A 12,764-nucleotide genomic window follows, 5' to 3' on the forward strand; every position below is an offset into this window, starting at 1 on the left:
CGGTCCCCTCAAGCGGTTCGTCGTTCATCCGGGCAGCGGTACGGAGACCGCGGTGCCGTCGTCGTACACGACATGGACGACGCCGCCGACCGGCAGCATCTGCGGGTCGAGCAGTTCCTGCGCCAGATCGACGCCGCCGGGGGCAGAGTCGTAGGTCGGTGTCCTGGTCGGGCCCGGAGCGCCCGGGATCCGGGTCCTGACGAGTGGGCCCAGGCTGCCGTCGGGGCGCATCGGAACCGTGTACAGCGTCGTGCTGTCCGCCCACACCACCGTGTCCGCGTCGATCATGGGGGCGGAGACCGGGTTGCTCATGCCTTGTGCCACCTCCCCGCCGAGCGGGAACCGGCCGAGCGGCCGGCCGCTGTCACGGCTCACGACGACGACCTCGTCGGGCACGCTCTCGACGTACTCGTCACCACGGCGGATCGTGATCACCCGGTCGTCGAGCGCGGTGAGCGTCGCCCCGGCGACGAGCGAGGAATCGACCGGCACCCGGCCCTGCGTCCGGAGCGTCCCCGCCGCGAACCGCAGCACGACCATGTCGTCGCCGAAGCCGGAAGGGTCGTCGTTGGCCACGTATGTCGTACAGAAGGCGAACCGACCCCGCACCCGGAGCGATCCGCACCCCGAGTTCGTCCCGTCGCCGACTCCCTGGACGGCCTCACCGCCGGCTGTTCCCAGCGCCTTGCCGTCCTTCGGCCGGAACGCCCTGGGTGCGTCCTCGCCGACGGCGTACACCACCTTGCCGTCCGTGGCGACCGGCCAGAAGTTGCCCTTCTGCGCGTTGGAGATGTCCTGCGGAGCCAGCTGCTCGCGCCACTTCTCGACGCCGGTCCTCAGGTCGTACGCGGCAAACTCCGCTCCCTCGGGAGCCGCTGTGGTGGCGGCGAAGACCAGGCCGTCGACGACGACCGGCGCACTGTCCAGATTGTGCGCGCCGCCCGACCGGGTCTCCCAGCGGACCTTGCCGGTCCTGGCGTCCAGTGACTGCAGCCGGTCGCCCACAGCGAGGAGGACGGTGTCGTCGTACACGGTCGGTCGGGTGGCGCCGGCCGGCATGAAGAACTGGCCGCGGGGCCCGTAGCCCGCGGTCCGTCCGGTCTCTCCGGAGTCGAGCGTCCACATCCGGTGCCCGTCGGCGGCCGACAACGCCTCGTACGTGCCGTCCACCTTCCGGCAGACCACGACGTCCCGACCCGCGGAACAGCCGACCGGTGCCCCGGAGAACTTCCCCTTCCAGGACTTCTTCCACCCCGCCGGCCGGACATCCCGGCCGTACGGAACCGTGCCCGAGGCGTCCGGGCCACCGTTCTCGTCGATGCCCGCCACGATGCGGGCGGCGGGCGAACCGCCACCTCGCGCGGTCCCTCCGGGCTCGCCGCCCTTGTTGCGCCAGGCCAGGATCCCGCCTGTCGCCGCGCCCAGCACGATCAGCGCGGCCAGGGAGACGGCCAGGGCGCGCCGGGAACGGCGCGGGGGTGGGGCGAGGCCGGGCCCCTGGGTGGGGGCGATATGCAGACCCGGGGTGAAGTCGGTTCCCTGGGTGGGAAGTTGATGGAGTTCCGGGCGGCTGTCGGCGGTCGCCTCGGTCGGGGTGTACCCCGGCAGCAGCGGGCCGCCCAGGGCGACGACCCGGGCAAGTTCGCGCTCGTGCTCGGCGATGTGCTGGGCCACCGGGTCCGGCCACCGCCCGGCCGCGCCGGGGTCCAGCAGCTCAGCGAGTTCGGCGGCGGCCGGGCGGGCGGCCGGGTCGGCCACCAGGCAGCGTTCCAGTACGGCCCGCAGCGCGTCCGGCACGTCGTCGAGATCGGCCTCGACGTACTTGACCCGGTAGAGGACCGCGGCGACCGGGCCGTCGCCGAAGGGGTCGCGTCCGGTGACGGCGTAACAGAGCACGGAGGCGAGGCAGAAGACGTCCGACGCGGGCACGACGCGTCCGCTGCCCGCCACGTGTTCCGGGGACATGAAGGCGGGGCTGCCGACCATGCGGCTGGTGGTGGTGAGCGGGGTCGCGCCGGAGTCGCGGGCGATCCCGAAGTCGATCAGGCTCGGGCCGTCCGCCGCGAGCATCACATTGCCGGGCTTCACGTCACGGTGGACGATCCCGGCCGCGTGGACGGCCGCCAGGGCGCGGGCGAGTCCGGCGCCGAGCATCCGCACCTCGGCCTCGTCCATCGCGCCCGCCCGGCGGACGGCGGCGGACAGGGTCGGCCCGGCCACGTATCCGGTGGCGAGCCAGGGCACTTCGGCGTCGGCGTCCCCGTCGAGCAGCAGGGCGAGATGGGGTCCTGAGACGGACCGGGCGACGGTGATCTCGCGGCGGAAGCGGCTGCGGAAGCCGGGGTCACGGGCGACGTCGCGGCGGACGGTCTTGACGGCGACCGGTTCGCCGCCGCCGTCGTGGACGCCGAGGAAGACCTCTCCCATTCCGCCCGCGCCGAGCCTGGCCCGTACCCCGTACGGACCGATCCGTCTCGGCGAGTCCTCCCGCAGCGGTCCCAACATGCGCCACTCCCCCCGTCGTTACGCATGGATCGGCGGGCATCCCGTGCCCGTGTCCGGCGGTAATCCTGCCACGGACACGTCAGGTCCGGCAGCGTCGGCCGGACATGACGGGGCGGGACCGGGAGCGGCCCGCACGCCGCCCCGGTCCCGCCCGGCCGAACCGTCGGCTCACCCCTCGCCGGTGAGCCCCGCCACCAGCTCGTCGGCCGCCGCGTACGGGTCGAGGCCGCCCGCCACGATGCGTTCGGCGAGCGCGCCGAGGTGGCGGTCGCCGTGCAGGTCGCCGATGCGCTCGCGCAGCCGGGTGACGGCGATGGTCTCGACCTCGCGGGCCGCGCGGGCCGCGCGCCGCTCGGCGAGCACGCCGTGCTCCTCCATCCACGCCCGGTGCTTCTCCAGCGCCTCGACGACCTCGTCGATGCCCTCGCCCCGGGCGGCGACCGTCTTCACGATCGGCGGCCGCCAGTCGCCGGGGCCCCTCGACTCGCCGAGGCCCAGCATGTGGTTGAGCTCGCGCGCGGTGGCGTCCGCGCCGTCCCGGTCGGCCTTGTTGACGACGTAGACGTCACCGATCTCCAGGATTCCGGCCTTCGCCGCCTGGATGCCGTCGCCCATGCCGGGTGCCAGCAGGACGACGGAGGTGTCGGCCTGGGAGGCGATCTCGACCTCCGACTGGCCGACGCCGACCGTCTCCACCAGGATCACGTCGCAGCCCGCCGCGTCCAGCACCCGGATCGCCTGCGGTGCCGACCAGGCGAGGCCGCCCAGATGGCCCCGGGTGGCCATGGAGCGGATGTAGACGCCCGGGTCGGAGGCGTGCTCCGACATCCGGACCCGGTCGCCCAGGAGCGCCCCGCCGGAGAACGGCGAGGACGGGTCGACGGCCAGCACGCCGACCCGCTTGCCGGCCCGCCGGTACGCCGAGACGAGCGCCGACGTCGATGTCGACTTGCCGACACCGGGCGAACCGGTGAGGCCGACGACGTACGCGTTGCCGGTCAGCGGCGCCAGGGCCGCCATCACCTCGCGCAACTGCGGCGACGCCCCCTCCACCAGTGAGATCAGCCGGGCCACGGCCCGCGGCCGGCCCGCACGTGCCTGCTCGACCAGGGTGGGGACGTCCACCATCACCGCTCCGTTCACTCGCTGCGTGCTCTACGTGTACCGCGTACTGCCTGCTTACTTGCCCGGAACGCGGATGATCAGCGCGTCGCCCTGACCGCCGCCGCCGCACAGCGCCGCCGCGCCGGTGCCGCCGCCGCGCCGCTTCAGCTCCAGCGCCAGGTGCAGCACCACGCGGGCGCCGGACATCCCGATCGGGTGGCCGAGCGCGATGGCGCCGCCGTTGACGTTGACCTTGTCCGGGGTGACGCCGAGGTCCTTCATCGACTGGACCGCGACGGCGGCGAACGCCTCGTTGATCTCGATCAGGTCGAGGTCGCCTGCCTCCAGGCCCTCCTTCTTGAGGGCGTGCTTGATGGCGTTGGAGGGCTGCGACTGGAGCGAGTTGTCCGGGCCGGCCACGTTGCCGTGGGCGCCGATCTCGGCGATCCAGTCCAGGCCCAGCTCCTCGGCCTTGGCCTTGCTCATCACGACGACCGCCGCGGCGCCGTCGGAGATCTGCGAGGAGGTGCCCGCGGTGATCGTGCCGTCCTTGGCGAACGCGGGGCGCAGCTTGCCCAGCGACTCCACGGTGGTCTCCGGGCGGATGCCCTCGTCCTTGGCGAAGAGGACCGGGTCGCCCTTGCGCTGCGGGATCTCGACCGGGGTGATCTCGGCCTCGAAGAGGCCGTTCTTCTGGGCGGCGGCGGCGCGCTGGTGCGAGAGGGCGCCGATCTCGTCCTGGTCGGCGCGGCTCAGGCCGAGGCGGGTGTTGTGCTTCTCGGTGGACTCGCCCATCGGGATGTTCTCGTAGGCGTCGGTCAGACCGTCGTACGCCATGGAGTCGAGCATCTCGATCGCGCCGTACTTGTGGCCCTCGCGGGACTTCGGGAGCAGGTGCGGGGCGTTGGTCATGGACTCCTGGCCGCCGGCCACGACGACATCGAACTCACCGGCGCGGATCAGCTGGTCGGCCAGCGCGATCGCGTCGAGCCCGGACAGACACACCTTGTTCACGGTGAGCGCGGGAACGTTCATCGGGATGCCCGCCTTGACCGCGGCCTGGCGGGCCGGGATCTGGCCCGCACCGGCCTGGAGCACCTGGCCCATGATCACGTACTCGACCTGGTCGCCGCCGATGCCGGCCCGGTCCAGCGCCGCCTTGATGGCGAAGCCGCCGAGGTCGGAGCCGGAGAAGCTCTTCAGCGAGCCGAGGAGGCGGCCCATGGGCGTACGCGCGCCCGCGACGATCACTGAGGTGGTACCGGTCGTTCCAGACATGAGGGGCGCCCCTTGGGATGAGGAGTGAACGAGGGTTTACTTGAATGTACTGAGCGGTACCTCGCCCGTCATCCGGCAGCGGGTGTGACGGCGCGCACGTTGCGTAACCATCCGTGTGGCGCTGCACTGGTTCCATGCTGACGCGAATCGATCACATCGGGATCGCCTGTTTCGACCTCGACAAGACAGTCGAGTTCTACCGGTCCACCTACGGGTTCGAGGTGTACCACTCCGAGATCAACGAGGAGCAGGGCGTACGGGAGGCCATGCTCAAGATCAACGATACGTCCGACGGCGGCGCTTCCTACCTCCAGCTCCTGGAGCCGACCCGGGAGGACTCGGCGGTGGGCAAGTGGCTGGCGAAGAACGGGGAGGGCGTCCACCACATCGCCTTCGGCACCGCGGACGTCGACGCGGATTCCGCGGACATCCGGGAGAAGGGTGTCAGGGTGCTGTACGAGGAGCCCAGGACGGGTTCGATGGGGTCCCGGATCACCTTCCTGCACCCCAAGGACTGCCACGGAGTCCTCACCGAACTGGTCACGTCCGCAGCGGAGCACTGACCTCCGGATACCTGGCCCGGTAGAGTGGGCGGTTCCGGGCCGGGGCCGGGTCGGGGCCGCGCCGCGTCCCCAGCCGTTGATCTGTCACCATTTCCCGGGGGACCGTTCACCGGGGAACGGTACTCGTTGGAGAGTTGCGACCAGGGTTGGGGTCTCCCCTGCTCAGTGGGGCATCCCCTGCTCGAACGAAGTTGAGAGTTTGGGGAAGAAGTTGAGAGCTCGGGGAAGGATGGGACCGCGCAGTGCGGGGCTACGAACGCCAGGAGAGCCACCGAGCTGACGACGACCATCTCTCGCGGTTCGAAGCCGAGATGGACCGGCTGAAGACCGACCGGGAGAAGGCCGTCCAGCACGCCGAGGACCTCGGTTACCAGGTCGAGGTCTTGCGCGCCAAGCTGCACGAGGCTCGGCGCAATCTCGCGACCCGTCCCGCATACGACAGCGCGGACATCGGCTATCAGGCCGACCAGTTGCTCCGTAACGCCCAGATCCAGGCGGATCAGCTGCGGACCGACGCCGAGCGGGAGCTCCGCGACGCCCGTGCGCAGACGCAGCGGATCCTCCAGGAGCACGCCGAGCACCAGGCGAGGCTCCAGGCCGAGCTGCACAACGAGGCGGTGCAGCGGCGCCAGCGGCTCGACCAGGAGCTGGCGGAGCGCCGCCAGACCGTCGAGTCCCATGTCAACGAGAACGTCGCCTGGGCCGAGCAGCTCCGGGCCCGGACGGAGTCCCAGGCCCGCCGGCTGCTGGAGGAGTCCCGGGCCGAGGCCGAGCAGTCCCTGTCCGCCGCGCGCGCCGAGGCGAGCCGGCTGGCGGAGGAGACCCGCCGGCGGCTCGGTTCCGAGGCGGAGGCCGCCCGGACCGAGGCCGAGGCGATCCTGCTGCGCGCCCGCAAGGACGCCGAGCGGCTGCTGGACGCCGCCGCCGGCCAGGCGCAGGAGGCCACCAGCCACGCCGAGCAGCTGCGTACGTCGACGTCGGCCGAGACCGAGCAGACCCGGCAGCAGACCGCCGAGCTGAACCGGGCCGCCGAGCAGCGCATGCAGGAGGCCGAGACCCAGCTGCGCGAGGCCCGGCTGGAGGCCGAGAAGGTCACCGCCGAGGCGAAGGAGGCCGCGGTCAAGCGGCTGGCCGCCGCCGAGTCGCAGAACGAGCAGCGCACCCGGACCGCGAAGTCGGAGATCGCCCGGCTGGTCGGCGAGGCCACCAAGGACGCCGAGACGCTCAAGGCGGAGGCCGAGCAGGCGCTCGCCGACGCCCGCGCAGAGGCGGACCGGCTGAAGTCCGAGGCGTCCGAGAAGGCCCGCACGGCCGCCGCCGAGGACACCGCGGCCCAGCTCGCCAAGGCAGCCAGGAGCGCCGAGGAGGTGCTGACCAAGGCGTCCGAGGACGCCAGGTCCACCACCCGGGCGGCGAGCGAGGAGGCCGACCGGATCCGCCGCGAGGCGGAGGCCGAGGCGGACCGGCTGCGCGGCGAGGCCGCCGAGCAGGCCGACCAGCTCAAGGGCGCGGCCAAGGACGACACCAAGGAGTACCGGGCCAAGACGGTCGAGCTCCAGGAGGAGGCGCGCAGGCTGCGCGGCGAGGCCGAGCAGCTGCGCTCCGAGGCGGTCGCCGAGGGCGAGCGGATCCGCGGCGAGGCCCGCCGCGAGGCGGTCCAGCAGATCGAGGAGGGCGCGAAGACCGCCGAGGAGCTGCTGGCCAAGGCGAAGGCCGACGCGGAGGAGCTGCGGTCCACCGCGGGCACCGAGAGCGAGCGGGTCCGCGGCGAGGCGGCCGAGCGGGCCGGCGCGCTGCGCAAGCAGGCCGAGGAGGCCCTGGAGCGGGCCCGCGCCGAGGCCGAGCAGCTGCGTACCGAGTCCGAGGAGCAGGCAACCTCGACCACCACCGCGGCCGAGCAGGCGGCGGCGGAGCTGCGTGAGGAGACCGAGCGGGCGGTCGCGGCCCGGCAGGCGGAGGCGGCCGAGGAGCTGACCCGGCTGCACACCGAGGCCGATACCCGGGTCGCCGGCGCCGAACAGGCGCTGAGCGAGGCGCGCGCCGAGGCGGAGAGCCTGCGGCGCGAGACGAACGAGGAGTCCGAGCGGCTGCGCGCGGAGGCCGCCGAGCGGATCCGGGCGCTGCGGGAGCAGGCGGAGACCGAGGCGGAGCGGCTGCGCGACGAGGCCGTGGCGGACGCGTCGCAGGCCCGTGCGGAGGGCGAGTCCGTCGCCGTACGGCTGCGTTCCGAGGCCGCCGCCGAGGCGGAGCGGCTCAAGTCCGAGGCGCAGGAGAGCGCCGACCGGGTGCGGTCCGAGGCCGCCGCCGCCGCGGAGCGGGTGGGCACGGAGGCCGCCGAGGCGCTGGCCGCCGCCCAGGAGGAGGCGAACCGGCGCCGCCGGGAGGCCGAGGAGACCCTCGACGCGGCGCGCACCGAGGCGAACCAGGAGCGGGAGCGGGCCCGCGAGCAGAGCGAGGAGCTGCTCGCCTCCGCCCGCAAGCGGGTCGAGCAGGCGCAGGCCGAGGCCCAGCGGCTGGTCGAGGAGGCGGACCGCCGGGCGACCGAGCTGGTCTCCGCGGCCGAGCAGACCGCCCAGCAGGTGCGGGATTCGGTCAGCGGGCTGCAGGAGCAGGCCGAGGCGGAGATCGCCGGGCTGCGCTCGACCGCCGAGCATGTCGCGGAGCGGACGAAGTCCGAGGCGCAGGAGGAGGCGGACCGGGTCCGCACCGACGCGCACGCCGAGCGGGAGCGGGCCGGCGAGGACGCGTCCCGGATCCGCCGGGAGGCACGGGAGGAGTCCGAGGCCGCGAAGGCGATGGCCGAGCGGACCGTCGCGGACGCGATCGCCGAGTCGGAGCGGCTGCGGGCGGACACCGCCGAGTACAGCCAGCGGATGCGCACCGAGGCCTCCGACGCGCTGGCCTCGGCCGAGCAGGACGCCTCGCGCAGCCGCGCGGAGGCCCGCGAGGACGCCAACCGGATGCGTTCCGACGCCGCCGCCCAGGCCGACCGGCTGGTGGGCGAGGCGACGAGCGAGGCCGAGCGGATCGGTACGGAGTCGACGCAGCGGGCCACCACGCTCGTGGAAGAGGCGACGCAGCAGGCCACCGGGCTGGTGGAAGAGGCGACGCAGCGGGCCACCGCGCTGGTCGACGACGCGAAGCAGCAGGCGGCCCGGCTGGCCGACGAGGCCGCGGGCGAGGCCGAGCGGATGCGGGCGGAGGCGGCGGCCACCGTCGGCTCGGCGCAGGAGCACGCGGCCCGCACCCGCGAGGAGTCGGAGCGGCTGCGCGCCGAGGCGGAGTCGGCGGCCGAGCAGATGCGTACGGAGGCCCGCCAGGAGGCGGACCGGCTGCTCGACGAGGCCCGGGAGGCCGCGGCGAAGCGCCGGGCCGATGCCGCGGAGCAGGCCGATCAGCTCGTCAACAAGGCCCAGGAGGAGGCGCTGCGCGCCGCCACCGAGGCCGAGAAGCAGGCCGACACGATGGTCGGCGCGGCCCGCAAGGAAGCCGTGCGGATCACCTCGGAGGCGACGGTCGAGGGCAACTCCCTGGTGGAGCGCGCCCGTACGGACGCGGACGAACTGCTGGTCGGCGCGCGCCGGGACGCCACGGCGATCCGGGAGCGGGCCGAGGAGCTGCGGGCCCGGATCGAGGGCGAGATCGAGGAGCTGCACGACCGCGCCCGGCGGGAGACGTCCGAGCAGATGAAGACGGCGGGCGAGCGCGTCGACAACCTGATGAAGGCGGCGACGGAGCAGCGCGACGAGGCGGCGGCCAAGGCCAAGGAGCTGCTGGCGGACGCCAATTCGGAGGCGAGCAAGGTCCGGATCGCCGCGGTGAAGCGGGCCGAGTCGCTGCTGAAGGAGGCCGAGCAGAAGAAGGCCACGCTGGTCCGCGAGGCCGAGAAGCTGCGCGCCGACGCCGAGGTCGAGGCGAAGCGCACCGTCGACGAGGGCAAGCGCGAGCTCGATCTGCTGGTGCGCCGGCGCGAGGACATCAACACCGAAATCTCCCGTGTCCAGGACGTGTTGGAGGCGCTGGAGTCCTTCGAGACGCCGGGGGGCGGCGGCAAGAGCTCGGGCGGTTCCACCGGCGGCGTCAAGGCCGGCGCCTCGGCTGGCACTCGATCGAGTGGCAAGTCGTCCGAGGGGTAGTCGTCTTGCCATCTCCCATGCTCTGTCAGGAACGTTCAACCCTCCGAGTGGCAAGGGCTGCGGGGGTTAGCCACTCAAAAGGGGTGTCATTCTCCAGATCAAACGGGCATCCGCTCGATGACACGCCGTTCCGGCCCCTAGGATTCCCCCTAACACCTCACCGGTCTCATTCGACAGGAACCCCATGAGCGACCCTTCCTCCCCCTTCGGCTTCGAGCTCGTGCGACGTGGATACGACCGCGGTCAGGTGGATGACCGCATTACCAAGCTCGTCGCCGACCGTGATAGTGCCCTCACCCGCATCACGTCTCTGGAAAAGCGCATCGAGGAGCTCCACCTCGAAACGCAGAACGCCCAGGCCCAGGTGAACGACGCGGAGCCGTCGTACGCCGGACTCGGCGCCCGTGTGGAGAAGATCCTGCGGCTGGCCGAGGAGGAGGCGAAGGACCTGCGCGAGGAGGCCCGTCGCGCCGCCGAGCAGCACCGCGAGCTCGCCGAGTCGGCCGCCCAGCAGGTGCGCAACGACGCCGAGACGTTCGCCGCCGAGCGCAAGGCGAAGGCCGAGGACGAGGGCGTCCGGATCGTCGAGAAGGCCAAGGGTGAGGCCGGCTCGCTGCGTACGGAGGCCCAGAAGGACGCCGCGCAGAAGCGCGAGGAGGCGGATGCCCTCTTCGAGGAGACCCGCGCCAAGGCCGCCCAGGCCGCCGCGGACTTCGAGACCAACCTGGCCAAGCGCCGCGACCAGTCGGAGCGCGACCTCGCGTCCCGTCAGGCCAAGGCCGAGAAGCGTCTCGCCGAGATCGAGCACCGCGCCGAGCAGCTCCGCCTGGAGGCCGAGAAGCTCCGTACGGACGCCGAGCGCCGGGCCCGTCAGACGGTGGAGACCGCGCAGCGCCAGTCCGAGGACATCGTGGCCGACGCGAACGCCAAGGCCGACCGGATCCGCAGCGAGTCGGAGCGCGAGCTGGCGGCGCTCACCAACCGCCGCGACTCGATCAACGCCCAGCTGACCAACGTCCGCGAGATGCTGGCCACGCTGACCGGTGCCGCGGTCGCCGCCGCCGGCACCCCCGCCGACGACGAGCCGGTCACCCGTGGTGTCCCGGCTCAGCAGGGCCGCTGACCCCGAGTACGTCAGCCGTACCCCTTGCGCGCCCGGTTCCGCCCTTGTGGTGGCGCCGGGCGCGCGGCCGTTCTAGCGTGAACGCATGATCGAGCTCGATGGCCTCACCAAGCGCTTCGGCAACAAGGTTGCCGTCGACCGGCTCTCCTGCCGGGTCAGACCCGGAATGGTGACGGGTTTTCTGGGGCCCAACGGGGCGGGCAAGTCCACGACGATGCGGATGATGCTCGATCTCGACAACCCGACCAGCGGTTCGGTGCGCATCGACGGCAAGCACTACCGCGAGCTGGAAGAGCCGCTGAAGTACATCGGGGCGCTGCTGGACGCCAAGTCGATGCACGGCGGACGCAGCGCGTACAACAATCTGCTCTGTCTCGCGCAGAGCAACCGCATCCCGGAGAGCCGGGTCGCCGAGGTGCTGGACACCGTCGGGCTGACCGCGGTGGCGAAGAAGAAGTCGAAGGGCTTCTCGCTCGGCATGGGCCAGCGGCTGGGCATCGCCGCGGCGCTGCTCGGCGACCCGCAGGTGCTGCTCTTCGACGAACCGGTCAACGGCCTCGATCCCGAGGGCATCCACTGGATCCGCAATCTGATGAAGACGCTCGCCTCGGAAGGCCGGACGATCTTCGTCTCCTCGCACCTGATGAGCGAAATGGCCCTCACCGCCGACCATTTGATCGTGATCGGTCAGGGCCGGCTGCTCGCCGACACGTCGATGGCCGACTTCATCCACCAGAACTCCCGCAGCTACGTACGGCTGCGCTCGCCGCAGCAGGAGCGGCTGCGCGACGTGCTGCACGAGGCGGGGCTGATCGTGGTCGAGACCGGGGGCGGCACGCTGGAGATCGACGGCGCGACGACCGAGGCGCTGGGCGAGCTCGCCGCGCAGCACCAGATCGTGCTGCACGAGCTGAGTGCCCAGCGGGCCTCCCTGGAGGAAGCGTTCATGCAGATGACGGCGGACTCCGTGGAGTACCACGCGCACTCGGACCATGCCTCGGCGCCACCGCCGGCGGGCCCGCAGTGGGGCGAACAGTGGAACCGGCAGTCCGGTGGCGGCGCCGCCGGCAGCGGCAAGGAGGTGTGACGACGATGGCATCGGTACCCGCGGTCCTGACCTCCGAGTGGACCAAGATCCGTACGGTCTCCTCGACCGTCTGGACGCTGATCTCCGCGTTCGTCGTCACCGTCGCGATGAGCGCGGCGCTCTGCGCCCTGATGAACTCCCAGTTCGACGACCTCCCGGTGGCGGAGCGGGCCACCTTCGACCCGACCCTGATCAGCTTCTCCGGCATGGTCCTCGGCCAGCTGGCCATGGTCGTCTTCGGTGTGCTGGTGGTGGGTACGGAGTACAGCTCCGGGATGATCCGCACCTCGCTGGCGGCGGTGCCCCAGCGCGGTTCGTTCCTGTTCAGCAAGGTCGCGGTGGCCGGGGTGCTGGCCCTGGTGGTCGGCATCGCGACCAGTTTCGTCTCGTTCTTCCTCGGGCAGGCCCTGCTCGGCGACCACCACACGGACATCGGCGCGGACAACGTGCTGCGCGCGGTCGTGGGCGGTGGCCTCTACATGGGGCTGATCGGGATCTTCTCCATGGGCGTGGCGACGATGCTGCGCAGCTCCATGCTGTCGCTCGGCATCCTGATGCCGTTCTTCTTCCTGGTCTCCCAGATCCTGTCGGCGGTGCCGGGGGCGAAGAAGGTCGCGCGCTACTTCCCCGACCAGGCCGGTTCCAAGATCATGCAGGTGGTCCCCGACGCGATGAACAGCGACCCGGCTCCGTACGGGCCGTGGGGCGGGCTCGGGATTCTGGTCGCCTGGGTGGCGGCCGCGCTGATCGGCGGCTACGTCGTGCTGAAGAAGCGCGACGCCTGACCGCTCGACGGGCGGCACCGCGTGCCGCCCGACCGGCCCGGAAGCCTCGCCTCCGCTCCGCCCGGGGCGACGCGCAGCACAACGGCTTGGCCGGAACCGTCAAGGCCTGGATATCCTCCTAACTCTTACGGGGGCGTGCGGCCACATGGCCTGGGCCCCGACGACAGATGTGAGTCGATGGGG

At 72.3% G+C, this 12,764-nt stretch carries 8 protein-coding genes; 5 read left to right on the forward strand and 3 right to left on the reverse strand.

Annotated elements, in window-relative coordinates:
- Nucleotides 1–24: 24 nt before the first annotated feature.
- The 3 genes from EES42_RS01890 to EES42_RS01900 all read right to left on the reverse strand — a co-directional run bounded on the left by EES42_RS01890 (nt 25) and on the right by EES42_RS01900 (nt 4,887).
- Nucleotides 25–2,505 carry a protein kinase domain-containing protein gene (locus EES42_RS01890; RefSeq protein WP_124716337.1) on the reverse strand — a complete coding sequence of 827 codons (2,481 nt, stop codon included), beginning with the start codon at nt 2,503–2,505 and terminating at the stop codon, nt 25–27.
- 168 nt (nt 2,506–2,673) lie between these two features.
- Entirely contained in the window at nt 2,674–3,633 is a 960-nt protein-coding gene (gene meaB, locus EES42_RS01895) for a methylmalonyl Co-A mutase-associated GTPase MeaB (protein ID WP_124716338.1), read from the reverse strand.
- Between the two features lie 51 nt (nt 3,634–3,684).
- A complete protein-coding gene (locus EES42_RS01900) occupies nt 3,685–4,887 on the reverse strand; it encodes an acetyl-CoA C-acetyltransferase (RefSeq protein WP_124716339.1) in 1,203 nt (400 codons plus the stop codon).
- A gap of 134 nt (nt 4,888–5,021) precedes the next feature.
- Here EES42_RS01900 and mce point away from each other — a divergent pair, with 134 nt between their 5' ends.
- From mce to EES42_RS01925, 5 genes are all read left to right on the forward strand, one after another.
- Nucleotides 5,022–5,450 (forward strand): methylmalonyl-CoA epimerase, encoded by a 429-nt coding sequence (gene mce / locus EES42_RS01905; protein WP_124716340.1) that lies wholly within the window; start codon nt 5,022–5,024, stop codon nt 5,448–5,450.
- Between the two features lie 242 nt (nt 5,451–5,692).
- On the forward strand, nt 5,693–9,586 hold the full coding sequence (gene scy, locus EES42_RS01910; RefSeq protein WP_124716341.1) for a polarized growth protein Scy: 3,894 nt from the start codon (nt 5,693–5,695) through the stop codon (nt 9,584–9,586).
- A 184-nt stretch (nt 9,587–9,770) separates the two neighbouring features.
- Nucleotides 9,771–10,709 carry a coiled-coil domain-containing protein gene (locus EES42_RS01915; RefSeq protein WP_072486740.1) on the forward strand — a complete coding sequence of 313 codons (939 nt, stop codon included), beginning with the start codon at nt 9,771–9,773 and terminating at the stop codon, nt 10,707–10,709.
- Nucleotides 10,710–10,794: 85 nt separating this feature from the next.
- A complete protein-coding gene (locus EES42_RS01920; protein ID WP_124716342.1) occupies nt 10,795–11,796 on the forward strand; it encodes an ABC transporter ATP-binding protein in 1,002 nt (333 codons plus the stop codon).
- A gap of 5 nt (nt 11,797–11,801) precedes the next feature.
- Nucleotides 11,802–12,581 (forward strand): ABC transporter permease subunit, encoded by a 780-nt coding sequence (locus EES42_RS01925; protein ID WP_124716343.1) that lies wholly within the window; start codon nt 11,802–11,804, stop codon nt 12,579–12,581.
- The last annotated feature ends 183 nt before the right edge of the window (nt 12,582–12,764 follow it).

It is taken from the genome of Streptomyces sp. ADI95-17, assembly GCF_003846175.1.
GTDB classification, from domain to species: Bacteria; Actinomycetota; Actinomycetes; order Streptomycetales; family Streptomycetaceae; genus Streptomyces; species Streptomyces sanglieri.